The organism is Kocuria sp. NPDC057446 (genome assembly GCF_042802875.1).
Taxonomy (GTDB): domain Bacteria; phylum Actinomycetota; class Actinomycetes; order Actinomycetales; family Micrococcaceae; genus Kocuria.
This window is the reverse complement of sequence record NZ_JBHVDI010000016.1, coordinates 1-25,047: the sequence shown is the minus strand read 5'-3', so window position 1 is coordinate 25,047 and position 25,047 is coordinate 1. Positions and strand designations below refer to the sequence as shown.

General features: G+C 69.1%; 23 protein-coding genes and 1 pseudogene. 12 read left to right on the top strand and 12 right to left on the bottom strand.

Going from position 1 to position 25,047, the window contains the following annotated elements:
* Positions 1-540 precede the first annotated feature (540 nt).
* Positions 541-1,038, top strand: a complete 498-nt coding sequence (locus ACFU0Y_RS03805; RefSeq protein WP_380213115.1) for a DUF1990 family protein — start codon at positions 541-543, stop codon at positions 1,036-1,038.
* Between the two features lie 149 nt (positions 1,039-1,187).
* Positions 1,188-1,628, top strand: coding sequence for a hypothetical protein (locus ACFU0Y_RS03800; protein WP_380213114.1), 441 nt, complete (start codon positions 1,188-1,190; stop codon positions 1,626-1,628).
* 131 nt (positions 1,629-1,759) lie between these two features.
* On the opposite strand, the gene ACFU0Y_RS03795 is transcribed toward ACFU0Y_RS03800, so the two are convergent.
* Positions 1,760-1,945 carry a hypothetical protein gene (locus ACFU0Y_RS03795; protein WP_380213113.1) on the bottom strand — a complete coding sequence of 62 codons (186 nt, stop codon included), beginning with the start codon at positions 1,943-1,945 and terminating at the stop codon, positions 1,760-1,762.
* Positions 1,946-2,377: 432 nt separating this feature from the next.
* Between ACFU0Y_RS03795 and ACFU0Y_RS03790 the strand changes: the two genes are divergently transcribed.
* The 4 genes from ACFU0Y_RS03790 to ACFU0Y_RS03775 all read left to right on the top strand — a co-directional run bounded on the left by ACFU0Y_RS03790 (position 2,378) and on the right by ACFU0Y_RS03775 (position 8,157).
* A complete protein-coding gene (locus ACFU0Y_RS03790) occupies positions 2,378-3,196 on the top strand; it encodes an MBL fold metallo-hydrolase (protein ID WP_380213125.1) in 819 nt (272 codons plus the stop codon).
* 561 nt (positions 3,197-3,757) lie between these two features.
* Positions 3,758-6,157, top strand: a complete 2,400-nt coding sequence (locus tag ACFU0Y_RS03785) for a right-handed parallel beta-helix repeat-containing protein (RefSeq protein WP_380213112.1) — start codon at positions 3,758-3,760, stop codon at positions 6,155-6,157.
* A 185-nt stretch (positions 6,158-6,342) separates the two neighbouring features.
* Positions 6,343-7,110: a methyltransferase domain-containing protein gene (locus ACFU0Y_RS03780; RefSeq protein WP_380213111.1), complete on the top strand. Its 768-nt coding sequence runs from the start codon at positions 6,343-6,345 to the stop codon at positions 7,108-7,110.
* 507 nt (positions 7,111-7,617) lie between these two features.
* Entirely contained in the window at positions 7,618-8,157 is a 540-nt protein-coding gene (locus tag ACFU0Y_RS03775; protein ID WP_380213110.1) for a hypothetical protein, read from the top strand.
* A 452-nt stretch (positions 8,158-8,609) separates the two neighbouring features.
* Here the strand turns inward: ACFU0Y_RS03775 and ACFU0Y_RS03770 are convergent, their stop codons facing one another.
* Positions 8,610-9,098: a small multidrug efflux protein gene (locus ACFU0Y_RS03770; protein ID WP_380213109.1), complete on the bottom strand. Its 489-nt coding sequence runs from the start codon at positions 9,096-9,098 to the stop codon at positions 8,610-8,612.
* Between the two features lie 219 nt (positions 9,099-9,317).
* On the opposite strand from ACFU0Y_RS03770, the gene ACFU0Y_RS03765 reads away from it, so the two are divergent.
* Positions 9,318-10,091, top strand: a complete 774-nt coding sequence (locus tag ACFU0Y_RS03765) for a MerR family transcriptional regulator (RefSeq protein WP_380213124.1) — start codon at positions 9,318-9,320, stop codon at positions 10,089-10,091.
* Positions 10,092-10,320: 229 nt separating this feature from the next.
* Here ACFU0Y_RS03765 and ACFU0Y_RS03760 read toward each other — a convergent pair whose 3' ends face one another.
* Positions 10,321-10,923: a response regulator gene (locus ACFU0Y_RS03760; protein ID WP_380213108.1), complete on the bottom strand. Its 603-nt coding sequence runs from the start codon at positions 10,921-10,923 to the stop codon at positions 10,321-10,323.
* On the bottom strand, positions 10,917-12,029 hold the full coding sequence (locus ACFU0Y_RS03755) for a sensor histidine kinase (protein WP_380213107.1): 1,113 nt from the start codon (positions 12,027-12,029) through the stop codon (positions 10,917-10,919). Before ACFU0Y_RS03755 ends, ACFU0Y_RS03760 begins: the two co-directional genes overlap by 7 nt.
* Before the next feature lie 217 nt (positions 12,030-12,246).
* Between ACFU0Y_RS03755 and ACFU0Y_RS03750 the strand changes: the two genes are divergently transcribed.
* Entirely contained in the window at positions 12,247-12,723 is a 477-nt protein-coding gene (locus ACFU0Y_RS03750; RefSeq protein ID WP_380213106.1) for a hypothetical protein, read from the top strand.
* Between the two features lie 413 nt (positions 12,724-13,136).
* Here the strand turns inward: ACFU0Y_RS03750 and ACFU0Y_RS03745 are convergent, their stop codons facing one another.
* From ACFU0Y_RS03745 to ACFU0Y_RS03735, 3 genes are all read right to left on the bottom strand, one after another.
* The gene (locus ACFU0Y_RS03745) at positions 13,137-13,718 is read right to left on the bottom strand and encodes a dihydrofolate reductase family protein (protein ID WP_380213105.1); all 582 of its coding nucleotides are present in this window, start codon (positions 13,716-13,718) and stop codon (positions 13,137-13,139) included.
* A 458-nt stretch (positions 13,719-14,176) separates the two neighbouring features.
* Positions 14,177-15,124 (bottom strand): helix-turn-helix domain-containing protein, encoded by a 948-nt coding sequence (locus tag ACFU0Y_RS03740; RefSeq protein WP_380213104.1) that lies wholly within the window; start codon positions 15,122-15,124, stop codon positions 14,177-14,179.
* Positions 15,125-15,396: 272 nt separating this feature from the next.
* Positions 15,397-16,386: a helix-turn-helix transcriptional regulator gene (locus tag ACFU0Y_RS03735; protein ID WP_380213103.1), complete on the bottom strand. Its 990-nt coding sequence runs from the start codon at positions 16,384-16,386 to the stop codon at positions 15,397-15,399.
* A 523-nt stretch (positions 16,387-16,909) separates the two neighbouring features.
* Between ACFU0Y_RS03735 and ACFU0Y_RS03730 the strand changes: the two genes are divergently transcribed.
* Both ACFU0Y_RS03730 and ACFU0Y_RS03725 read left to right on the top strand, forming a co-directional pair.
* Positions 16,910-17,083: a hypothetical protein gene (locus ACFU0Y_RS03730; protein WP_380213102.1), complete on the top strand. Its 174-nt coding sequence runs from the start codon at positions 16,910-16,912 to the stop codon at positions 17,081-17,083.
* A 37-nt stretch (positions 17,084-17,120) separates the two neighbouring features.
* On the top strand, positions 17,121-17,576 hold the full coding sequence (locus tag ACFU0Y_RS03725) for a universal stress protein (protein ID WP_380213101.1): 456 nt from the start codon (positions 17,121-17,123) through the stop codon (positions 17,574-17,576).
* A gap of 531 nt (positions 17,577-18,107) precedes the next feature.
* On the opposite strand, the gene ACFU0Y_RS03720 is transcribed toward ACFU0Y_RS03725, so the two are convergent.
* Genes ACFU0Y_RS03720 through ACFU0Y_RS03710 form a run of 3 tightly spaced genes read right to left on the bottom strand, consistent with a single transcriptional unit; the run spans position 18,108 to position 21,488 of the window.
* Positions 18,108-19,733: a PhnE/PtxC family ABC transporter permease gene (locus ACFU0Y_RS03720; RefSeq protein WP_380213100.1), complete on the bottom strand. Its 1,626-nt coding sequence runs from the start codon at positions 19,731-19,733 to the stop codon at positions 18,108-18,110.
* Between the two features lie 11 nt (positions 19,734-19,744).
* Positions 19,745-20,536 (bottom strand): phosphonate ABC transporter ATP-binding protein, encoded by a 792-nt coding sequence (locus ACFU0Y_RS03715; protein ID WP_380213099.1) that lies wholly within the window; start codon positions 20,534-20,536, stop codon positions 19,745-19,747.
* 28 nt (positions 20,537-20,564) lie between these two features.
* Positions 20,565-21,488 (bottom strand): putative selenate ABC transporter substrate-binding protein, encoded by a 924-nt coding sequence (locus ACFU0Y_RS03710; RefSeq protein ID WP_380213098.1) that lies wholly within the window; start codon positions 21,486-21,488, stop codon positions 20,565-20,567.
* Positions 21,489-22,077: 589 nt separating this feature from the next.
* Between ACFU0Y_RS03710 and ACFU0Y_RS03705 the strand changes: the two genes are divergently transcribed.
* Both ACFU0Y_RS03705 and ACFU0Y_RS03700 read left to right on the top strand, forming a co-directional pair.
* Positions 22,078-23,043, top strand: a complete 966-nt coding sequence (locus ACFU0Y_RS03705) for a sugar phosphate isomerase/epimerase family protein (RefSeq protein WP_380213097.1) — start codon at positions 22,078-22,080, stop codon at positions 23,041-23,043.
* 52 nt (positions 23,044-23,095) lie between these two features.
* Positions 23,096-23,251, top strand: a pseudogene (locus ACFU0Y_RS03700) (IS256 family transposase); the annotation flags it as partial.
* 42 nt (positions 23,252-23,293) lie between these two features.
* On the opposite strand, the gene ACFU0Y_RS03695 reads toward ACFU0Y_RS03700, so the two are convergent.
* Together ACFU0Y_RS03695 and ACFU0Y_RS03690 are read right to left on the bottom strand one after the other, a co-directional pair.
* A complete protein-coding gene (locus ACFU0Y_RS03695; RefSeq protein WP_380213096.1) occupies positions 23,294-23,629 on the bottom strand; it encodes a GntR family transcriptional regulator in 336 nt (111 codons plus the stop codon).
* A gap of 354 nt (positions 23,630-23,983) precedes the next feature.
* A complete protein-coding gene (locus tag ACFU0Y_RS03690; protein ID WP_380213095.1) occupies positions 23,984-24,883 on the bottom strand; it encodes a TIM barrel protein in 900 nt (299 codons plus the stop codon).
* Between the last annotated feature and the right edge of the window lie 164 nt (positions 24,884-25,047).

The following is a 25,047-nucleotide window of genomic DNA, read 5'->3' as shown; positions in this document are numbered from 1 at the left end:
ATCACTCCCGAGCACGGTCGGATCCACGGTCGTCGCGACGACCGTGGTCGCGTCGAACGAGCCCTTCGGCACCGGCACGACGGCGGCCTGGGCTGCCTCGGACACGCACGACGGCGCCTCCAGCGCCGCGGGTCTGCTTCTGCCGGTCCGACCCGGATCAGGCATCGAGGCCCCCGTGCGGTCGCCGTCCACCAGACCGCACCCGCCGAACCGTCCTGGGAACACAGTCGACGGAGTCCGGCAACGCCATGGACACTTCGTCCCCCCAAGAGACCGCTCCGCTGACCTCGCTCACGACCGCCTCGGCCGTCGAGGAGGCATCGCTCCCCCACACAGGCGGACCGCGCCGGTGTGCTTCCGCCCCACGGCACCGACCACATCCGGACCCGGCAGTCGGGACGACCCCGGGTGCACCCCGCTCGTGGGGTGGGACGGCGCGCGCAGGCAGGGCGAACATGCTTCCTCCGTTGACTTCGACGCGGCCTCTTGGGCCCCGGGTCACCGGCCAGACGGAAAGCGCCCCTTGGCATAGTGATCCCTATGACTCTGCCCGAGCGCGCACTGACCTACCCGGAGATCGGCGCCACGGCCGGGCAGCTGCCCGACGGATACACCCATGTGCGGGGTCAGCGGATCATCGGCCACGGGGAGTCGACGTTCCACCGCGCCGCCGATCGATTGATGAACTGGCAGATGCACCGCGCAGCCGGCCTGGCGGTCGAGGCCACCACACCCCGCGTCGAGCAGGGCAGCCGTGTCCGTCTGCGCCTGGGCCGGCCCCTCTTGCGGATCTCCTTCGGGTGCCAGGTGGTCTACGTGGTGGAGGAGGAGCGGCGGCGGGGCTTCGCCTACGGGACCCTGCAGGGCCACCCGGAGCAGGGCGAGGAGAGGTTCTGCGTCGAATGGCGCCAGGACGACGCCGTCGTGTTCACCGTCACCGCCTTCTCCCGGCCGGGCACGTGGTGGTCCCGCGCCCTGGCGCCGATCAGCCATCGCCTGCAGCAGCGATACACCCGGCGATACCTCCACGCCCTGTAGCGCCCCGCCGATGCCCCATGAGTCTGTTGCTTTCGCGAGGCCCCGGTAAGGTGACACGGACCACGATGCAGTGAGCTCGCCAGGACGCACTGGTCACGGAGTGACCGCCGGGGCAGCACCAGGGCTCGGTGGAGCAGAGGAGACGTCCCATGGTGAGCACCAAGAGCCTCCGCATAGCAGGCATGGCGCTCGGAATCGTGCTGGCGGTCTCAGCCTGCGCCTCCACCAGCCACGGCCTAGCTGTTCTCGACTCTGCATCCTCCGCCCAGCCGGTGCCGGAAGTCATCCGGTCCAATGAACAGTTCGCCGACGACACCGCCCGCTACCTGGGAGAGATCGACGGCTACTCCTACTTCGCGGCGCGACCGGCCTCGGGCGCCGACCATGAGGCCTGCCTGATCCAGGTCGGCGCCACCTCCGACGACTGGATGGGCGGATGCTCCACCGTCCAGAGCGACAAGGTCGTCGAGCTCTCCGGTGGAGTCCCCCGGCGGGAGGTCGCCCTCGTCAGCGACGACCCCTCGACCGACACCCTCGAGGAGGCCGGCTGGGAGCAGCGGGCCGAGAACCTCTGGCAACGCCCCACCTGATCATTCCCGGCACTGACGACGGCCGCCCCGTGGGCCGTTGTCGTGACTGCTGCATGCAGGTCCCCGCCGCAGCGGAACCCCTACCGCACCGCATTGGCCTCAAAGGCGCCGGCAGTGTCAAGAGCGTGGGTTCACGACCGCGACCGGCGCCTGGCCACGACGGCGAACACCGTCGTCACCGCGAGTACCGCCGGCGAGATCCAGAAGAGCCAGGGGCCGACCGGATACATGTCGACGAGCATCGGCGGCTGCCCGGTGCCCTGGTGGGGGTGGCTGCAGGAGAACGCCGGCGGGAAGGACGCCACCTCTCCTGTCATGTTCCCCTGGTCCGGTGCGGCGAGTGCTTCCTCCCGTGCTCGAGGCCGCACACCGGGCCGGGGCAGCGGTACCTGTCGAGGCCCGACCCATGGAGTGGGGCGAGACCATCGCCTCCCTGCGCGACCCCGAAGGCACCGTGCTCCTGGTCATCCGAGCCGATCGACCCTCCGGTTCCCGACCGTGTCCCCACAACCACGCATCCGTCCGCCAACAGACTCTACGTGCAGTCATGGAGTTCAGGTCTCGGGTGCACATACTGTCAACGGGCCGACCAGCGACTGCCCAGCCGCCCCCTCGGACCCCGGCTGTGCCCACCCCGAGGGCAAGCCAGAGCAGATGTCACATCCGTGCGGCACCCCCTTCGGTGGTGTGCTCGCCTCGGGTTTGTACGCTGTGGCCGATGCCGCACCGTAGGAGGAGAACCTGTGTCCGTGTGGATTTGTCGATCGTGTGGTGTGGAGCATGCTCTGACGGCCCCACCGCCCCAGGGCTGCGCACTCTGCGCGGACGACCGGGAGGACAAGGTCCTCCACGGCCCGCGGTGGACGACTCTGGACGAGCTGCGCAGCGTGGGCCATGAGACCCGGATCGAGCAGCTCGAGCCGGACCTGTACGGAATCCGTGTCGTTCCCCGGTTCGGGATCGGCCAGCGTGCCCTGTTGTTGCGCACTCCGGCCGGGAACCTGCTGTGGGATCCGACCGGCTTCCTCGACCCGGCCGCGATCGAGCGGGTGCAGGAGTTGGGCGGAGCCGCCTACATCATCGCCAGCCACCCGCACATGTACGGGGTGCAGGTGGAGTGGTCCCGCGCCCTGGGCGGGGTTCCGGTGCTGGTGGCCGAGGCCGACCGCCGATGGGTGCAACGCCAGGATCCGGCGATCGACTCCTGGTCCGGGCAGCGGCAGCTGCTGCCCGGGGTGAGGCTGCACACCCTGGGTGGGCACTTCCCCGGCAGCGCCGTGGTGCACTGGAAGGCCGGGGCCCAGGGCCGCGGCGTGCTGCTGGCCGGCGACACGCTTTACGCCAACCCGGACGGTCGGACGGTGGCGTTCATGCGCAGCTACGTCAATCTGTACCCGCTCTCGGCGGCCGTGGTGCAGCGGATCGCGGCGGCCGCCACGGTCCTGGAATTCGATCGGCTCTACAGCAACACCGGGGGCACCATCGACGCCGGGGCCCGGGACGCCGTGGCACGCTCCGCCGCCCGGCACGTGGCGTGGGTCCGCGGGGACCACGACCACCTGACCTGAACTCGAACCGGCAGGTTCACGACCCGGGATGCCCGGGTCTGCTGCAGAACCTCACGAACGGCGGCCAGCTCGACCATGCGGCGACCAGGGGCTGCTGCACGATCATGTGACGTCCCAGCTGGCTTGGTGGCCGCTGTCCGGGCCATGTGTTAAGGGGACGCCGCCTGAAGCGGGACGACATGCTGCCTGATGGTGCTGCCATCGCGCGGCTTCGGGGGCGGGTCAGGAGCGACTGACCACAGCGCCAGGATAGGAATCCGGCATAGCAGTCCGTGCCCATCGTCTCGTCCGGGCCGCAGCCACCACCCCATCAGCACGTTCCTGGGGTCGGTGAGCAGACTTCGAGTCTTTGACATGTGTTTCGGGTCACTATAAGCTCGCTGGAAAGCGCATTCCCAATCCCGTGCATCCTCGTTGTGGAATCGCCGATGCAGATCATCCGCCGGGTGCAGAGACCGGAACCCGCTCCTGGACCCGCCACCCCACGTTGCCCACCTCCGGAGGGAACAGCCGATGCCAGTTCGACACCGCAGCAGTGAGTTCAGTGCCGCCACTCCCCACGTGCAGCGACGCGCGCTGCGCCGCAGACGCTCAGCACGCCGAGCCGCAGTCGTCGGCATCGCCGCCCTCACCGCCGCCCTCACCGCGGCCTTCGTCGCGCCGGCCGGCGTCTGGGCCGCACCTGCACCGGACCGTGCCACTGAACCGCAGCCGCCGGAGCACTCGGGCGCCGCCCTCGAATGGCAGGAAATCACCTTCGGCCAGTCCACCGACCTGAACTTCTCCTCCAACGTGCTGCCCGACAAGGTCGGCGTGAACCTGGCGAGGCCGGAGGTCCCCGGGTCGATCGACGGCGATGTCTTCATGGAGAGCCGCGGCGGCAAGCTCGCCCCCGGCCACGACGGGCTCACGTTCTACCACGTCGACCTCGATCCCCGCGAGCACAACTTCGTCCTCGAAGCAGACGTGACCGTCCATCACCTCGGACCGGAGACGGGCGCCAACCCGAGCGGGCAGGAGGGCGCCGGTCTGATGGTCCGCGACGTCAACGGCGCAGCGCGCCAGGACCCGATGCTGGACGGGTTCGAGGAGGTCCCGGCGGCCTCCAACTACGCGTCCACGACCGTGCTGCGACAGGGCCCGGTGGCCATGACGCGCACCGGTGTGACCGATCCGTGGGGAACGGTGGGCTCGGAACGGCAGACGCACAGGCTGGGGTCGCACGGCGTCCTGACCGACGTGCCCGTGACCATGCGGCTGGAGCGCACCGACGACTCCTTCGTGATGTCCACGACCTCCACGCACCACGGCGAACCGCAGACGCACACCCGCGAGCTCGAGGGCGCCGACTGGGTGCAGGACATCGAGCCCGACTCGATGACGGTGGGCTTCTTCGCGTCCCGCAACGTCGCCGTCACCTTCTCCGACGCGTCCCTGGTGCTCGGCGACGCCGACACCCAGCCGCGACCGCAGCGGCCCGAGGCGGTGACCCCGGCGTCCTTCGACCTGCGAGCCCCGGCGCGCTCCGGCAGCACGGACTACCACGTGGCCGCCTCGGCACCTCACGCAGGCCGCGTGGATCTCCGCGTGGACGGCGCCCCTGCCGCCGAGGGGCTGCCGATCGACGCCGAGAACGACCTCAGCCACAGGATCACGATCCCCTCGGGACGCTCCACGGTCACGGCGACCTACACGCCCTCGGAAGGTCCGGACCTGACCCCGATCACGCGCACCGTCGACGTGACCGTCCGCGAGTTCCACGACGGCGCCCTGATCGTCGCCCCCGCAGGAACCCCCGACGGTGAGGGCACCGTCGCATCACCGCTGGACCTCAGGACCGCTGTCGAGCACGTGCTGCCCGGACGGTCCGTGGAGCTCCTGGAGGGCACCTACGAGCCCGCCGGCACCGTCCGGCTCGCTCCCGAGTACTCCGGCACGGCCGACGCCCCCAAGACCCTGACCGCCCACGACGGCGCAGGGGTGGTCATCGACGGACGCTCCGCTCTCCCCGAGGTGGTGAGAGCCGATGCCGACCACTGGGTGATCTCCGACCTCGAGCTCACCCGCGCCGCCGGCAACGGCATGCGCTCCTCCGGTTCGCACAACACCTTCGACTCCATGGTCTTCAGCCACAACGGAAACACCGGCTTCCAGCTCAGTGGAAGCGGTGCCCCGGAGAACTGGCCGGCCGAGAACCTGATCGTCAACTCGGAGTCCCACGACAACCGCGACCCGTCCGACATCAACGCCGACGGCTTCGCGGCGAAGCTGGGCGTGGGCCCGGGCAACGTGTTCCGCGACAACGTCGCCCACCACAACATCGACGACGGCTGGGACCTCTACAACCGCACCGACGAGGGCCCCAACTTCCCCATCACCATGGAGAACAACATCGCCCACCACAACGGTCAGCTCTCCGACGGCTACAACACGGACTCCAACGTCGGCACCGGCTTCAAGGTGGGAGGCGAGGGGCTCCCGGTGGACCACGTGCTGACCGGCAATCTGGCCTACGCCAACAACCTCGACGGCTTCTCCGACAACTTCAACCCCGGACGGCTCTCCGTCACCAACAACACCGCCGTCGACAACAAGCGGTACAACTTCATCTTCCGCACCAACCCGTACTTCGGGCCGGATGAGCAGGGGGTCTTCCGCAACAACCTCTCCGTCGTCACCGGCGACCACGGTCGTGCCGACCGGGTCTCGGGCGACGTCGACCGGACCAACGTCTTCTACGACGGATCCGAATCGCGCATCGACGGCGGAAAGCGGCTGGTGTTCCCGAGGGACTTCGTCTCGCTCGAACAGCCGGCCGAGCACGAGCGCGCCGACGACGGTTCGCTGCTCCTCGGCGACTACGCCCGGCCCACCTTCCGGTCGTTCCTGGTCGACGGCGGAGAGAACGGCCATCACATCGGCGCCGTCGATCCGAGCGGCCACCCGGGGGGCCGCAAATAGCGCTCAGGCCGCGGCAGCGGGAAGGGAGGGACCTGCGCACCTTCCAGGACGGCACTACCCGTCGATGCGGAAACGGCATGGCTCGGTGTACGACAACCGGCCATACGCAAGGCGGAAGGGTGCTGGAGCTCGATCGGATGTCACCTGGTGGCGCGGCAGGCCCGCCACTCTTCCCACCGCAGGGCATGACGGAGAAGAATCTGGTGATGGACCTTCCCCGGATCTTCACCATCCGCGAGAGCACCCACCGGATCCACAACCCGCTGACCGCGGACAAGCTCGCCGCCCTGGGCGAGGCGCTCCACCTCGCCCCCGGGACACGGGTGCTCGACCTGGCCAGCGGCTCGGGCGAGATGCTGTGCACCTGGGCGCGTGACCACGGGATCACGGGCACCGGGGTGGACCTCAGCACGGTCTTCACCGAGCAGGCCCGGGCCCGCGCCGTCGAGCTCGGCGTCGCCGACCGGGTCGAGTTCGTCCACGGTGACGCTGCCGGCCATGTCGCGGACCGGCCGGTCGACCTCGCCGCGTGTGTCGGCGCCACGTGGATCGGCAACGGCGTCGCCGGAACCGCCGAGCTGCTCGAGCGCAGCCTCCACCCCGGAGGGCTCATGCTGATCGGCGAGCCCTACTGGCGGCGGCCCCCTCCGGACGAGGAGACCGCCCAGGCCTCCCACGCCACCGGTCTCGCCGATTTCCTGCTCCTGCCGGAACTGATCGCACAGTTCCAGGAGCTCGGATACGACGTCGTCGAGATGATGCTGGCCGACCAGGACAGCTGGGACCGCTACGCCGCGGCCCAGTGGCTCAACCTGCGCCGCTGGCTCGACCAGCACCCGGACGACGAACTGGCGCCTCAGGTCCGGGAAGAACTCACCACCGAGCCCGCCCGCTACGCGCGCTCCACGCGTGAGTTTCTCGGCTGGGGAGTCTTCGCCCTCATGAAGCGCTGACCCCGTCCCGTGCGGCTCCTGGGCGCCACACCGTCCGGGACCCGCACGGGACGTGCCGACACCGCGGCACAGCGGTCAGCAGCATGAGCGATCCGGGTATCGGTTCCCTCCAGGCCTCGGTGTGCTGGCAGACCTGTGCCCTGCTCGGCCGCCGAGGCGTGGTCCGGCACTGCCCCTGAACCCTGATCAGCCCTCGCGTTGGCCTTGGGCTCGGTCGGACGGTACGAGCAGCCCCCCGGTTCGTCCGCCCCAGTACATCGATGAGCGGTCCGGTCGAGCGGCGGGTGAGGCCGGTCCTGCTGCCGCCGGCAGCGGCAACAGTGCACGCGACAGCATTGAAGGACATGCATGACACTCTCCGCGGGCAACCGGAGCGGGCTGGCCGGAGCGGCTGTGGTCGGGGTCGCCTTCGGCATGGCCCGGTACGTCCACGGATTGACGCGGCCGGGCATCCGGGAGGACTAGGGTTCTCCGAGCTGGTGCTCGGGCCGGTCTCCAGCGCCCATCGTGACCAGTGCGGTGCCCTTGCGACAGCAACCCAGGGCATTGGCGGTCATCTCGACCGGCACCGGCGGCACCCTCCCCGCGGCAGCCGTCCCGGCGCTGTATGCGGCCATCGGCCTCACCGGCATGGTCGGTGTGACGACCGGGGCCCTCGCGCAGCGGATGGGCAGTCTGCGGGTCGCCGCGCTGAGTCTCATGACGGTCGCTGCGGCGCTGGCGCTGCTCGGGCTGGCCAGCGACTCCCTGACCGCGACGATGGCCTCGGCGTGCATGTTCGGTGTCGGGTACATGACAGGATCGGCGGTGCTCGCCGTCTGGACCGCCGAGCTGGTGCCCGACCGTGCAGGCGCGGCGTTCACGGTCTGCCTGGTCCTGAGGACCATCAGCTCGGTCGCAGCGCCGGCCCGCGCCGGCGCGGTCGTTGCCGGCCTCGGGCTGGGGACGCTGCTCGTCCTCACCGCCGCGGTATCACTGATCAGCGGAGCGGTGCTGCTACTGCACAGGTCCCTCCGAGAAGCGGTCGTTGGCGGAACCAGGCCGTGAACACCAGGACCCTGCTCGCCGTCGACGCGCAGACCCCAAGGCGTTGAGCCTGCTTCCGATTCTTCCGGTTCGATCCGAACGTCTCCGCGCCGGGGGCCTCGAATTCGCCATGTGCAAGGTACAGGGTGTCTGGCCACTCAGTTACCCCAAGGGGAGAGACCGTCCGGCGGACTCATCGGGTGCGACGCCCGCAGGAGGGCCTCTACTGCACCATGGTGCGCGGGAAGCGCACGATGATGGGTAGTTGTTGCGACCATCGCGCACATTCCGAGGGGGCGCTGATCAGCTCCGTGCAGCTGTCCGGGCGGTCTCTGGCCCGAAGGCATGTTGTGTGGTCGGCGTCCGAGCAGGAGGGACAGGGTGGCTGTGCTGGCTGCCGTGGTCGGGAGCAGGATCCACGCGGCTGTCGAGTGACCGGTGCTGAGCACCAGGCCCATGACCGACGCGTGCTCTCACCCACCGAGGAGTGCGAGGACGCCGGTGGCGGCCAGTGAGACGGCGCCCGTCCACAGGATGATGGCGATGGCCTGCCAGGGGATGACCCACTTCTTCGGGACTCCCGCGGCGACGAAGAACGCGGCGGTCGGCATGGTCGGGAGCGCGAGCGGTGCGAGGAGGCTCGCCCCGGGGACACCGAACCGGACCATCCATCGGCGCACGCGCGCACGGCCCTTCTCCCGCCTGGTCGGTCTCGCGTTCGAAGCGCGCACCTCGTCATCGGCCGCGGGCTGCTCGAGCGTGCGGATCGAGGCGGCACCGGATGCATCATCGTGGAACACCGTTCCAGCGCGTGCCTCGTGAGGAGGCGCGACGGCCGGGAGGTCATCGGCCGGCGTCGCTCCACGCCGGGCGAGAGCACGCTCACGGATACGGGACCCGAGGACCACCACGGCGATAACGCAGAGGATGTTTCCCGCTGCTCCTGCGATCGCCGCGACCACGGGGTTGATGCCGGCGATGATCCCGAGAGCCGCGGCCCGATCGATCGACCAGCCACGTGCGAGCAGTCAAGACCGTGTGCTCACCACACGGTCAAGCGCTGCTGTGCTTTCCCACGACTGGGGAAATCGCTCTTGACCCTGTTCCGAGGACAGGGTCTTGAATGGTCTCGACCGCTGCGCCTGGACAGTCCGGGGACAGCCCCACGATGCGAGCCCGTGATGGCCTGGAGCACACGTGAGATCGCGGAGCTCGCCGGAACGACGGTGAACACGATCCGCCACTACCACCGGACCGGCCTGCTCGAGCCGCCCGGACGCACCTCCAACGGCTACAAGCAGTACGGCGCGCGCCACCTCGTCCGGCTCCTGCAGATCCCCAGGCTCCGCGACCTGGGCGTACCGCTCGGGCAGATCGAGTCGATGGGTCTCGATGGGGAGACGCCGGGGGCGGCCCTGCTGGCGATCGATGCCGACCTGGCTGTGAGCATCGAACGACTGCAGCGTGCGCGTGCCGAGATCAGGGCGATCCTGGCCGGGACGACGGCGACCGACGTGCCGGCCGGCTTCGAGAATCTCGCCGGGCGATCGTCGACCCCGGATCGTGCCCTCATGCTCGTGTACGCCCAGCTCTACGACGAGACCGCCATGGCAGATCTGAAGACGATGGTGCAGTCTGAGGCCGCTGACGGGAGCGCGGAGTTCGAAGCGTTGTCGGCCCAGGCCGGCGACGCACAGCGACAGCGACTCGCGGAGACGCTCGCCCCGCAGCTCGCGCAGCACCTCACCGACTATCCGTGGCTCACCGACCAGAAAGGGCGACTGTCGAAGGGACCGGCGATCACTCAGGAGGTGTTTCTCGCGACCGTCGTGGAGCTCTACAACGAGGCTCAGCTGGATGTCCTCGGGCGTGCCAGCGTCATCGTGACCGGGCAGCTCGGTGCACCATCCGACTCAGCACCTGACACCGACGCAACAGGAGGTCAGCATGCGTGACGACCTCGACTCGCGCACCACCGACGGGGGCCCGGCGCGAACGGCCGACGGGCCGCTCCTCATCGAGGACGTGCTCCTGCTGCTCTTCCAGCTCGATTCAGGAACCCTCCCTGCAACGTCGTCCCCGTGGGTGACGTCCGGTAACCGGTCATCTGTGCAAAGGGGGCCGCTGCCTGACCGCCCGGAGCGCTTGTCGTGACGCATCGTGTCCTGCGGTGTGCTGCTGAGCTCAGAGCCAGTCGTTGTCCCTGGCGTGCCGAGCGGCGTCGTGTCGGGTGCGTGTGCCGGTCTTCCGGATGGCCGAGGACAGGTAGTTGCGCACCGTGCCCGGTGACAGGTGCAGCAGGCCGGCCATGTCGCGAACACTGTACCCCTCACCTGTCACCCGCAGGACGTCCTCCTCTCGTGGGGTCAGGGGCGAGTCGGTGGTCAGTGCGCGCGCCGAGACCGCCGGATCGATCACGCGTGCGCCCTGGGCCACCGCAACGGCGGCCGACGCAATGTCCTCGGGGTCGGTGTCCTTCCCGAGGAAGCCACGCACCCCGAGCCGCAGCGCGCGGCGCAGGACGCCGGGCCGGGCATGACGGGTCAGGATCAGGATCGCCTGGTCAGGCACGATGGCGAGCATCCGCGAAGCGGCCTGAAGGCCGTCCAGGACCGGCATGTCGAGGTCCAGGATCGCGATGTCCGGGCGGAGCTGTTCGAAGTGGCGGACGGCTTCTGCCCCGTCGGCGGACTCCGCGATGATCTCCAGACCTCCTTCCAGGGGGAGCAGCGTCGCCAAGGCCGTGCGGATGAGCCGTTCGTCATCGGCCAGCAAGATCGTCAGCAATCGCGGACCTCTCCCACTCGCGCCTGGAGCGTGAACGTGCCCTCGCCGTCGCGCAGTTCGAGTCCGCCGCCGAGGGCGCGCAGTCGTCGATGCAGCCGGTCCAGGCCGCGCAGCGTGCACGGTTCCTCCCGGGCAGGGGCCCCGTCGTTGGTGACGACCAGGTGATCAGTCCCGACGACGATCGACACGTGCTCGGGGCGGGCGTGCCGGAGCATGTTGGTGGTGGCCGCGCGCAGCACCCGGGCGAGCGTGGCCTCCCACTCCGAGGCCGGGTATCCGTCGGGCCGCTGGACGGTGATGGTGGCCCCGGCCGCGTCGAGCAGGTCCACGACCGGGTGCAGCTCCTCGGAGAAGCTCAGGGCGTGCCGATCGGCGGCCAAGTCACGGGCCGCTGTGATCGTCTGGGCAGTGAGTTGCTGAATCGCCTCGAGCTCACGGGCGGCCCGGGCGGGGTCAGCGGTGCGCAATTTGGCTGCGACGGCGGCCTTCAGCTTGATCACGTGCAGCGTGTGCCCCTGGATGTCATGCAGATCCGCGGCGAACCGGTGCCGCTCACGGGCGAGGGAGAGCTCACGCTCGGCGTCCTTCGCCCCCTCCAGTCGAGCGAAAAGTCGCCGTTCGGATCCCATGTCGTGGAGCGAGCACAGCCAGATGGCCGCCACGAATGTCAGCTGAACGACGGTACCCACAGCATCGGGGGAATCGGTGGTCAACGCCACCGCGCTCACCCCGGCGACAGCAGCCCCCGCAACAGTGGCCCAGGCGGCTCGACGAGTCGTCCACGCGTCGATGACCACACCGGCGACGACGGCCAACGACACCGACCCGGTGGGGTTGGCTCCCGTCAGCGCGGACCAGAACAGAGTCGGAAGCCCGACCACGAGGGTCAGGCCGAGCAGTAGCCGGTCCGGCTCCTCGTCGACACGCAGAAGAACCAGCACCGCCAGCACCAGACTGGGCATCACGACGAGCACAGCCGCCCAGTCCGAAGCGGCAGTGGCCGCCACCACAACAGTGACCGCCACCGAGAACGCCCACGTGCGGGTGCGACGGGTGCGCAGCATGTCCCGTATGTCGATGACAGTGCTCGGCTCGGCGATGGCCACGCGATACTCCTCCGGGGTTCGGAGCCCGCCGATCCGCGGAGCCCATGCCACCTCATCAGATGCGCCTGAGCCCGTCCAGTGACACCACGTCACCCACGCCAGTGACTCAACGACACTGCCCGCCTCGGCCACGGCCAGCCCAGGATGGACATGTCATTCCGCCCCCACGGTCTCGGCCCCTCAGCGCAGAACCCGATGACCGGACGAAAGGACTCCCATGAGCCAGCTGCGCACATGGATTCTCGACCTGCAACAGATCGTCGACACCTTGCCCGGCCCCCTGCAGATGCTCGCCCTACTCCTCATCGGCACGATCCCCTTTCTGGAAGGCGACGTGGCAGCAACCATCGGAGTGCTCGCCGGCATCCACTGGCTCCCGTCCATCCTCCTCGGAGTGGCCGGCACCGTCGCCGTGACCTTCTTGGTGCTGAGCTCGCTGGGACGATTCGGCCAACCCCGCGACAACCGTTGGGTGGAGCACCAGGTGATGCGCCGTGTCGAGCAGTGGGGCGTACCCATTGGCATGCTGATCAGCGGATCTCTCTTCAGCGTGCCCGTCACGGTCTTCATCATGGGCGCCGCCGGCCTGCGGCGGCCGATCGTCCTCATCTCCGCCCTGGCCGTCGCCGTGCTGAACGGGACCGTGGCCGGTCTCATTGCCGCAGGAATACTCCAGTGGGTCATCGCCATCTGAACTCTTCGAACCGGACAGCAGCCACCTTCCCAGCGCGGACGTCGACGAAACGGCCCAGCACTCTCGCCGAGACCCCGAGCTCCCTCGGCCGTGACCACCAGTCACTCCGGTGAAAGAGACCTCGACCCGGACACACCGGCCCCCTCCGCCCTACGTCGGCCGCGTGGAACGGCTCCCGATGGACGAGCCCGAGCTCACGCGACGGGCCGCTACCTGCTCCACCTGCCACCGCAAGAGGAACCCTCACCGCGACGCCTCCGGTGCAGTTTCCGTGGCTTCACGTCCGGTAGCCGGACCATGTGCAAATCGGGGGCGGAGACACGGTCAGACCCCATCTGCCTGCGCATCAGTCCCAAGGCCCGACCTTGGGTCCCCGTTGGCAGTGAGCCTCTTTGCGGACCCGCTCGAATCGGTCAACGGCGCACCCGGTAGCGCAGGTGAAGCACCCGCTGGCCCTGAATCACCACGTCGGGGTCCGCCAACAGGTGCTGTGCGTGGGCCGACCCGAAGTAGCGCTTGCCGGACCCGAACACGACGGGTACGACGTCCATGCGCACCTCCTCGACCAGGCCCGCGGCGAACACCTGGCCACCGACGTCTCCGGCGGCGACCTCGACGATGCGCTCACCGGCGAGCTCCTGCGCCTTGGCCACGGCGGCCTCGACGCCGGCGACGAAGTGGAACGGCGCCTCGGGGTCCCACCCCTCCGGTGCCGGCCGGTGCGTCACGACCACCACGTGGTCGACTCCGCCCGGAGGCTTTCCGTCCCAGCCGTCCGTCATGTCGAAGACGTGGCGGCCGACGACCGATGCCCCGATCTGGTCCCAGTACGTCCTGGTGTAGTCGTAGGACTCTTGCGAGACGTTCAACGCCCCTCTCTCGTCCAACGGCACGTCCCCGCTGAGCAACCAGTCGAACAGCGGCCCGGGCTGGTCGTTCTCGTCGGCGATGAAGCCGTCCACCGACACCGAGCTGTACATGACCACCGTGCCCACGTGCCCTCCTTCGCTTCGGGGGTTGACCCCAAACTAGCGTGCCGCCAGCTGTCGCTCCAGCAGGAAATCCATCGGCCTGCGGTGGCCGGCTGTCCAACACATGGCCGGGATGTTCGCGCAGAGACCCCAACTGCAAAGTCGTTCCCGTGGACAGTGGCCGGTGGTCGGCCATATGTGCAGCATCGCCAGGTTTGCTGGTCTTTCCCTCTGCCTCCCGGTCGGGACCCATCCCGCCACGTTCGACCATCGCCCGGAGATCCGGGGGCGCATCTGGCGACGCGGCCTGTCCCACCGTGCCCCCTCGTGTCGACGACGTGGCATCTGCTCAGTATTCGCCCGTCGTCGACACCTGGTGATTCGTTCCGTTCCGGGGCCGTGCGAGAGGAATCCGAGATGTCTCCACGGCCTCGTCCCGTATCGGCGCAGGACCTTCAGCAGCCGGGGAGGCGGGCGGGGGTTCAGCGTTCGAGCGTCCAGCGCGGGGTGACCCCGTAGACCGTGCGGTAGGCGCCGGCGAAGCGGCCCGGGTGGGGAAAGCCCCATCTGATCGCGATCGCTCGGACCGTGTCCCCAGACGTGGGATCCGCCTGGAGGAGGTCCTCGTGGGCACCGGCCAGCCGCACCCGCCGCAGGTACTGGGCCGGGGTCAGGCCCAGGGGGTGGTTGGCCCGGAAGGCCTGCACCAGGGCGGTCGTGGTGGTGTTCGCGGCGCGGGCGGCGTCCTCGACGGTGATGGGGAGTTGGGCGTTGTCGTCGAGGAAGGCCACGGCGATCCGGTAGCGGCGGGACTGGGCTGCCATCGACAGTGACCGGGTTTCACGATCCCCGGTCAGCGGGAAGCACTCCAGCATGCCCACCGCCAGGCGGCGGGTGAGATCCGTGCGCACCAGCGGCTCCGCCAGGAGTGCGGCGGCCGCGGCGTCGGCGGCCCAGGCCACCAGCCCGGACCAGTAGCGCCCCAGGTCCGGGCTGGCCGGGCGGGAGGAGGCGAAGGCCACCGGGGTGTCCTCGAGGCCGTAGACCGTGTCGGCTACCTCCTGCAGCACGGCCGCGGTGAGGTAGACGTTGGTGGCCTCCAAGGCCCTGGCCACCACCAGGGCCGGGTGTCCGGGACGGAACAGGACCGGCTGCCCTAGCCCGGACCCCTGGTCGTCGGAGGTCGACCAGTCGTAGCGGGCCCCACGCACCCGGACCACCCCGAAGACCTCGGTGTCGCCCCAGGTGGAGAACTCACCACCCATGGACAGCCTGGCCACGCTCACGTGCTCGTCCCCGTCCCGGGTCTCCCGGTAGAAGAAGCCCGGCCCGGCCGGGTCGAAGGAGAACCGCACCCCCAGCTGGGCGAACAGCTCCGTCACGGCCTCCGGCACGCTGGCGGTGGCCTCGGAGTGGACCGGCCGGCTCATTGGCTCTCCCCCTCCTCGGCCCGTCCCGGAAAGTTGTCGGTCTCCCCGCGGGCAGCGCCTGCTCCCCCGCCCCGGGCCGTGATCACCGGCAGCCGTGACGGCCACTGCGCCGGGAACCCCTCCGGGAGCACGCCGGTGGATATGTTCGTGCCAGTTGAGGCGCGCACCAGCCCCCAGCAGGGGCCTCAGCAGTCAGCGAAGCATCACCAATGCCCCGCTGACAAGGCCCCACCGGGCCCCCCTTCAGGGCGGGGGCAGGTGCGGAGGCGCGTTCAGGTGTGCAGGGTGGCCGAAGGCACCTGCCCGTAGCGGTCACGGTAGGCGGCGGCGAACCGACCGGCATGGGCGAATCCCCAGCGGGCGGCGATCACCGCCACGCTCACCCCCGGCGCGGGATCAGCGGCCACCAGCTCGGCGTGGGCGGCCTCCAGCCGCCTCATCCGCAGGTACGCCAGTGGCGTGGTCTCCTGCTCACGACGGAACGCCGCATGCAATCCCCGGGGGCTCATCCGGGCGGCCGCGGCGATCTCGACGATCCCGATCGGCTCCCCGAGGTGGGCCTCGATGAACGCCACCGCCCGCCGCACCCCCCTGGAAGCGGGCCGGGGTTCTGGGACGGGGTCCCGGAGGCGCTCGAGGAACGAGTTCGGGAAGGTGTGCAGCAGGGCGGTGACCAGAGACCGGGTCATCTCTGCTTGCAGCAACGGGTTGCTCATGACCTCGTCACCGGACTGCAAGCTCCGGCTCAGATGGGTGACGCCGGTCGACCAGTACCGGCTCAGGGCCGGGTTCACCGGGCCGGCCCCGGTGAACTCCAGGCGCAACGTCTCGGACCCCGACAGGGCCCGGGCCTGGTCCTGGTCCTGGACCACCTCAGCATCCAGAGTCAGTGTCAGGATGTCCAAACCCTCCCACCAGCTCAGATACGGACCCCGGGGCAACAAGAACGGGCCCTGGCACGCCAGGACGTCCCGGCCACTGGAAACGTTGACCGACCCTCCCAGCACCTGCCCGACCCGCAGCACCCCGGGATGCTCCCCGACCCCGCCCGCCGGGGCTCCCTGCCAGCACACCCGCTCCAGACCCACCGGCCCGACCCCGGCCGTGGACACGCGCATGGCGAAGTCCTCGTCCGATCCCCGCCGCGCACCCTGGACGGCATAGACCTGCTCCAGCACTGCAAGGCCCTCGGCACGGTCACGGGTGTCGAACACCGACCGGCGCACCTTCTCCCCCATGCCCTCGAAGCTACGCGCCACCATCGTTTCCGTCGATGCCCCGATCCCAGCATGAGAAACCCCCACGACCGGCTGATTGCCGAGGCAGCGACAACACCTCTCTCCCGTGATGCGGCCGCCGCACGACGCAATGAGTTCCTACTGCAACATCGCCCTCGTGAAAGTGGCCGGTAGCCGGCCACATGTAGAAAGTGGCTCAACCCCGTCGACGACCAGCGCAGAAGACCCGCTTGCATGCGAACAACCTCGTCGCCTCGGCTGGGCCCACCCCGCGGGCGAGCCAGAGCAGATGTGACCTCCTGTTGTCGGTGGACCTCGGGGGTGCACCACCGCGTCCGGGGCGGTGATGACACGGACCGCACCCCCCGTCCGGGGCGGTGCGGGTTGCTGTCACGATCGGGACTTTTCCGCGCGCAGACTTACCCCACCGGCAGCGGATACCTACGGTGGAAGCGGGCACAGGCAGCGCACGTCCCCGGTGTCGAGGCGCGGGTACCGGCCACATCCGGCGGGGTCGGGGGATCCGTTCACGATGAGGAGCCAGAGCATGGCTGACTTGACGCATGGCGAAGCCATCGACCTGCTCCCCCGCACCACGCCCAACGGCTGCCGGTGGGAGGACATCACCGCCGCCGACACCGAGGGGATGCTCGAGGTCCGATCCCCGAACCCGAACCCGTACCCGTACCCGGTGGGCAGACCACCACGAACATCCCAGTAATCCGTCCCGGGACGTCCCAGTGCACAGGAGGAACCCCATGAGCGACATCCCGCACGATTCCCCTACCAGTGCCCGCATCATCGTGGGCGTGGACGGCTCCGATCACTCGAAGGAGGCACTGCGCGAAGGAGCACGCCTGGCGCAAGCCCTCGACGCCCCTGTGGAAGCGATCGCCTGCTGGCATGATCCTTCCGTGTACGCGGCCCCCTACAGGAACATCTCGGAGCTGAAACCTGAGGCGTTCCGCGCCCACTCCCAGCAGATGCTCGAGAACACCCTCGAGGAGGTCTTCGGGCAGGACCGGCCGACGCGGCTGAGCACCCGGCTGCTGCACGGGCGCCCGGCGGAACTGCTCGTCGAGGAGAGCAAGAACGCCCGGATGCTGGTGGTGGGGCGCCGCGGTGTCGGCGGATTCCTCGGCATGATCCTCGGCTCGGTCAGCTCCGCACTGGTCTCGCACGCCCACTGCCCGGTCCTGGTCGTGCGCCGCTGACGGGACCACCCCGGACTCCTGGGGCCCGAGGAGCGCCACGGCGGGTTCGGGGTCCCGATCGGGCAGGAGACGCCGCGCCGGACCGGCGCCGGCAGCTGGTGCGGCCACCACTGGAATCCAAGTCGTGTGGTGTTCGGTGATGTCGGTGACCCACAGCTGATCCAGGCCCTCCCTGGCGCATTTGCGGTCCACCAGATCCGCCGAGAGGGTGTCGGGCTTGCAGCGTTTGTACCGTGGCTGCCCGGTCGCCCCGGCCAGCCCGGGACGAGGGACCAGGGGTGGCAGTCCACGAGGGAATCCGAAGTGCAACGTCGCGCTCCAGTAACATGCCCGGTAGCCGGCCATATGCAAGGCAGCGGGAGTGCATCAGTTCCGAAGGACGGCATCGAGGCTGCATGAGGCATCAGATATACCTCTTGGCACATCCATGCCCGTCCAGCGGACTGACTTGACCCGCGCCGGGACAGTCCTGGGAAAGTCGTACCGCTTGGTGCCCCAGAGACCCGGTGGGCCAGCTCCTGGTCTGCTGGGTCAGCGCAAGGTGCGGCGGATGGCGGTGCTGATCATGTCGACGAGGGCTGAGAGCACGATCAGCGCCAGGACGGTGCCGGCCATGGCGGCGAGGTCGAAGGCGACCCGCTGGTCTTCCAGCAGGCGTCCGAGTCCTCCGGCTCCGATGATCCCGACGACGACTGTCTCGCGCATGGCGACTTCCCAGCGGTAGAGCCCGTAGGCGAGGAAGCGTCCACTGGCTTGGGGAATAATGGCGTACCCGAACGCGCTCACCGGTGGCGCCCCGGTGGCCACGAGGTGGTCGTGGGAGCGGCGGTCGAGGTTCTCCACGACTTCGGCGTAGAGCCGGCCCAGGATGCCGAAGTTGTACACGCCCAGGGCCAGGACCCCTGGCAGCGGGCCGGGCAGGAACAGGAACAGAGCCAGGAGCGCCCAGACCGGGGGCGGCAGCGACCGGGTCACCAGCAGCAGCCAGCGCGCCACCGTCCCGGCGGCTCGGCGGCCCGGGGTGGTTCCGCCCCGGGCGGCCACGAAGGCCACGGCCACCGCGGCCAGGGCGGCGAGCGTGCCGGCCGCCAGGGACATCTGCAGCGTGACCAGCGATGCCTCCAGCAGGCGGGCCCACCCGCCCTCGGGCAGTCTCGGCGGCACCATGTCCGCCATCAGTGCGGCGAGCAGGTCGATGGTCCGGGTAGAGAGCATCCGGGACAGGTCCGGGCCCAGGTGCACCAGGGCGGCGGCCACCAGCCCGATGGCCGCCACCGCAGAGACCCCGGAACGCAGGGCCCCAGTGGTGAGCCGGAGGCCGGCGCCCCACCGGTCGACCACCGCTCCGATCAGAACGATGGCGTAGATCAGCGTCCACACCTCGGTGTGCCGGGACCCGGAGAAGCTCAGGACCAACTCGAAGCCCAGGCCGCCGGCGCCCACCATGCCGAGGATGACCGCGGAGCGGACCGCACACTCGAACCGGTAGAAGGCGTAGGACACCAGGGCCGGCCATGCGATCGGCAGCACCGCGTACAACAGTGCCGGCCCGCGCGGGGACCCGCTCGCGCGCAACGCCTCGTAGGGTCCGCGGGCCGACTCGTCGATGATCTCCGCATAGACCTTGGCCGTGATCGCCCCGAACGGGATCGCGATCGCCAACACCCCCACCAGCGGGTCTCGTCCCAGCACGCTGAGCAGCAGCAGCGCCCACACGGCTTCATGAATGCCCCTCGGTACCGCCAGCCCGAACCGAGTGAGCAGCCAGCCGACCCGTCGCACCGGCGGGTGTGTCAGGGTCCCCGGGCCGATGCCCCACCAGGTCTCCGAAATCAGCACCCCGACCACGAGCCCCGCAGCGACCGCGGCAAGGGTGCCCAGCACCGCGAACGAGAGCGTGCTCAACGCCGCTTCCCCGGTCCTGAGCAGGAACTGGACCGACAGGTCCGGGGACAGCGCGGCGGAGAAGAACTCGGCGAACCGCGGCCAACCCGAGACATTGACGACCGGGCCCTCGGCGGCCAGCCAGCCGCCCACCGACCACACCACCGCCAGCACCCACAAGCCGGCCCACCCCCGCCCGCCGCCGGGCAGCCGCCACCGGCCGGTCCGGTCCCCCGTGCCACCGGGCGCCTCCAGCCGAGTCAGCGCGTCCACGCCACTCGGTCTCATGGGTCCGGGGTCATGTCGTAGATCCGTTCGCGGGTGCCCTCGGCCACCTCCTCAACGGCAACGTCGAGGACCACCCGGCCCTGGCGCAGGCCCACGATCCGGTCGCAGTGGCGCACGGCCAGGTCGAAGTCGTGCAGGCTCACCACCAGAGTGCGCCGTGCACCGGCCTGCTCATCCAGCACCCCGCAGAGCAGGCTCATCACCTCCTCGGCCCGGGCCGGGTCCAGACTGGAGACCGGTTCATCGGCCAGCACCAGGTCCGGGTCCTGGACCAACACCCGGGCCAGGGCGACCCGCTGCTGCTCACCCCCGGAGAGCCGGTCGGTGCGCGTGTGCAGGTACTCGGCGATCCCCACCCGTTCCAGCGCGGCCCGGGCCTCCTCGACGTGGAGCGGACGGACTAGTGAACGCAGGGCCCGCAACCGGCTCCAGGTCCCGAGCCGGCCGGCGTTGACGTTGTGCACCACCTGCAGCGGCCCGACCAGGTTCAGCTGCTGATGCACCGCACCGATCCTGCCCCGCAGCGCTCGCAGGGCAACGGGCGAGGCTGCCGCCGGGTCGACGCCGAGAACCTCGACACGGCCCCCGGTGGGAGCCACAGTGCCATTGGCGAGTCCGAGCAGGGTGGACTTGCCCGCCCCGCTGGGCCCGACCAGGGCCACCCGCTCCCCCCGGCGCACCGACAGATTCACACGGTCCAGGGCCAGACGGGCCCCATAGGCCACACTCAGGTCCTGCAACCCCAGGGCGACCCCGGCGCCGTCCCGGTCGGGTGCCCCCGGTGCCATCACGGCTCAATCACGGCTCGATGACAGCTCATCGGATCAGGTCGAGGGCGCGGGCGATTTCTTCGATCCGGTCGTAGTCGGCCGGTGCGGCCGGGATGATCGCCTCCGCCCCGTACTTCTCCAGCAGCTCCGTCTCCTCGGCATCGGACCCGTCCAGGTCCAGCAACGCCTGCCGCAGCCCGTCAGTGAACCCCGCCCCTAGACGTTCGTCCAAACCGGGGGCACCTACCCAGTGGTAGTCGGCGTACTCCGGGGTCGTGAAGATCTTCTGCACCGTGTCGGTGTCCACCGTGCCAGCCTCGGTGCGCGCCTGCCAGACCTGCTGGTTCAACGCCCCGGCCTCATAGCTGCCGGACTCCACCAAATCGATCGTCAGATCGTGGGAGCCCGAGAACCCCGGCGCCCCGGCGAAATCGGCCTCCGGATCGATCCTGGCCTGGTCGAGGAAGTAGGCCGGCATCAGCCGGCCCGAGGTGGAGGACTCGCTACCGAAAGTAAACCGGGAGTCCTCCAGGACCGACAGACCGGCGACGTCGTCGATCGGATCCAGTCCGGCATCGCGGTGGGCGATGAAGACGCTGCGGAAGCGTTCGTCGATGTCCCGCTGGGCCAGCACACGCGCCCCCTCGGTGCGCAACCGGGCCTGCACCCCAGTCAGGCCCCCGTAGAAGACCAGATCCAAATCACCAGTGCCGAACAGGCTCACCGACGCCGCGTAGTCACTGACCGGGACGTACTCCACCTCGACGTCGAGCTCATCGGCCAAGTACGCCGCCATCGCCTCCTCCCGCTCGGCCAGATCAGACGGATCCACGTCCGGGATCGCGCTGATCCGCAAGGGACCGGACCCCTCCTCGACATCGGCGGAACCGCCGCAACCGGCCGTGACCAGGGCCACGGCCACACCGATCACCGCGGCTGACAGGGAACGAGAACGCCTCACCATCGACATGACCGCATCCTAACGGCCCTCCCTCGGCCACCACGTGGCGACAGCGGGCGGGCGGAAAGCAGCCGGCCCCGCAGGGCCAGCCCGCCCGTCATCGTCGCATCCGAGCGCACCGGACAATTGCCTGAGCAGCATCCGTCCCAGGCCCAAGGCCGACTCCGCGGACCGATCACCACAGCGGATCAACAAGAAGGAACGCGATGCACATGTCCCGCCCGTCCCGCAGAGATGGGTGTGGGCGTCAGCGCCCCAGGCCCGACGCACGGCTACCGTCACTGATTGTCCGCAATCTGGCCATATGTATAGCCGGGGGGTCCGGGCTGCTCTGGCACCCGCTGCCCGCGGTTCAACCCGCGCTGCCCGGTCCCGGCGTGTCGAGCCCACTTGTGGTGAACCCCCGGGACTCAGCCCCTCCGCTGGCCTGCGGGGACCGCTGTGAAGAAGAGTCGCCCAGCTCACCCTGTGTTTCTCGAGAGATCTCTTCAACGTCCCATTGTCCATCATACTAGTACGTACTAGCGTGGTGGACGATACGCCTCTCCCGCTGCTATGTGCAGTCGACGCGCACACCCAGAACTGTAAGGAGCCACCCATGAAGCTCGGACTCATCACTGACTCCGTCAGCCATCTGCCGTTCGAACAAGCCTTGGATCTGGCCCGGACCCTGGGGTTGAGCTCTGTCGAGGTGGCTACCGGCAACTGGTCCGAGAGTCCCCATGCCGATCTGCCCGTCCTGGTCTCCTCAGCGCAGGCTCGAGTCGAGTTCACCGGGATGATCGCCGACCGCGGCCTGAGTCTCAGTGCGCTGACCGCCAACGGCAATCAGCTGCACCCCGTCAGCGGACCCGACCAGGACCGGGTGGTCCGCGACACCATCAGTGTGGCCAGTGAGTTGGGCGTGCCCACCGTCGTGTTGATGTCCGGGCTTCCCGGAGCTCGCGGTGACGCGGCCCCGAACTGGATCACCACCTCCTGGCCGCCGGAGAACCTGGGGGTTCTGGACTATCAATGGAATGAGGTCGCGCTTCCCTACTGGCGCGGGCTGGCTGCCTTCGCCCGGGACAAGGGCGTCCGGCTGGCGGTGGAGGCCTGCGGTGGTCAGCTTGTTCACAACGTCTCCACCCTGTTGCGGCTGATCGACGCCGTCGGTGACGACGTTGTCGGTGCGAACCTCGACCCCTCCCACTTGATGTGGATGGGTGCTGACATCCCCGCCGTCATCCAGGCCTTGGGCTCCTCGATCATTCATGTTCATGCCAAGGACATCCGTACCAACAAGCCCGTTGCCTCCCGGGACGGGCTGCTGGACACGGTGCCGATGGGCCAGGCGGCTGACAGGGCCTGGAACTACGTCACCCTCGGGCTGGGACATCCGGACGGGGCCGCCTTCTGGGCCGACTTCGCCTATCACCTTCGCTCGGTGGGCTATGACGGAACGCTCAATATTGAGCACGAGGACACCTTGGTCAACTCCATCGAAGGAGTCACCCGGGCCGCCAGCATGCTGAAGCAGGTCGTTTTGGTCGAGGCCCCCGACTGGCAGCCGGCCAGCATCTGAAGCACGGGACTGCCGCACGTTCAGGTCACCTGATCGTGCGGCAGTCCCCTTCCCGAACGAGGCTGCTGCGCTGAAGTGCCTCTGCCTCGTCACCAGATCTCTTGATCCGACCGGCGGCGGTAGAGCACGCTGGGTGATGAGGTGGAAGCCGGCGGTGAACGCGTTCGCGATCACCTTCGCCGGACGGTTCGAGCGAACCACTCACTGATGAGAACCGCCGGACCCCACACACCGTTTATCGGACAGTCCCTTACTGCGGTATCGACTGGTCTGGTGGTTCCGGGTTTCGGTTACGGAAAAGTGGCGGAGTGGGGCGAGTGGGGGCGACCGACTGGTGGGAAGCAGCGACGTAGGTGCCGGCGTGCGGTTGACGTACCAGCAGCCCGGCAGCAACAAGGTGGTCTATGGCTTTCCTGACCGTGATCCGTGACACGTTCAATCGGGTGACGAGCTCGCTTTCCCTTTCCAGCTTGGCGCCTGGGGTGAGCACTCCGTTGCGGATGGCCTCTTTCAGGGCCAGCTCCAGTTGGTAATAGAGGGGAATGGGAGAGGTTTTGTCGATCGCCAGTGGCAACGTTGCAGACATTGCGGACTTCCAGAAGCGTGTGGATTGATGGGGACTTCAGCGGATACCGGGCACGGACGGCATTTGTGTGATGGGTCCGGGTCCGCATCCTCCAGTTCATGCGGCATCTTTGGGCATGGCAGGTCGCGGCCCGTTCCATGGGTGTCGAGGCGGTCCGGCCTATCGGAGGGATTCTGGGGTGACAACGCCCGTGGGGAACGGGCCGAGGGTATGTGCCGCACGGGCGTTGTCACCGGTGGCCGCCCCTGGTGCCTGCCGGCGTTGAGGGGCGGTTGCCGTCGATGCTCCGACGCGTTCGGTAGGCGCCGGTGACGGTGAGGCCTATCGGTGCGCAGGGCACCTGAGCGTTGCCGCTTAGAGAGGGCGGGCGTCGGCGCTGGAGTGTGGCAGCGCTTGGAGGAACTGCGCTGAGGCGCGGACATCGGCCATCGGTCCCACACCGTGTGGTGGCCCGGAGAGCATGGTGTCCTGTTCCAGGACGTACCATCCCGGGTAGTCGACGGCCTCCAGCTCGGCGACGATCTCGGCAATCCGGCAATCGCCGGCGCCCAAGGGGACGAACATTCCTTGCCGGACCCCGGCGGTGAACTCCAGCTCGCCGCCTCCGACTTGCCCGGCCATCTCGGCATCGACGTCTTTGAGGTGAACGTGGCCGATGCGGGAGGCGTGCTGTCGCACCAGCTCCAGCGGGTTCGTGCCGCCGATGAGCAGGTGCCCGGTGTCGAGGCAGAGATCGACGGAGGTCTCCTCGAGCACCCGGTTCACCGCGGCGGCGGACTCGATCATGGTGCCCACGTGCGGGTGCAGCACAGCCGTGATTCCCTGCTCAGCGGCCCGCCGGACGACTCGCTCCAGGTTTGCCCCGAAGACCGCCCACTGCTGATCGTCCATCTGCTGCTTGTCGTCGTAGGAGACGGCTCCGGTGTCGGCGGACAGCACCAGCACCTGCGCTCCGGCAGCTTTGAAGGCCTCCAGTTCGGCTTCGACCGCAGGCATGGGGTCGTGGTTCTGGTCGTGGAGGACGACCGGCAAGAAACCGCCGACTGCCCTGAGCCCGTAGTCCCGCAGTGCTTGGGCGCGGTCCTGGGGGTCCACGGGCAAGAACCCGACAGGCCCGAACTCGGTGGCGGAGATTCCCAGTTCCGCCATCTCAGTCAGTACCTGTTCAGGGGTCAATTGGTATCCCCAGCCCTCGGCCTCACACACCCCCCAGGAAATGGGGGCGGCGGCTAGGCGGTCGGTCATGATTGCCATGTACGTATCCCTGTTCTGTGTGGTGTGTGGGCTACTGCCCGTGGCGGGGCCGGTCCGAGGGAGCAGCAAGGGACTCGGCCATGTCGGCCTGGACCTGCTGCATCTGGGAGGTGTGCCCGCCGAGCTGCTCGAGCTCGTGGGTGAGCTCCTCCAGTTCCGCGCCG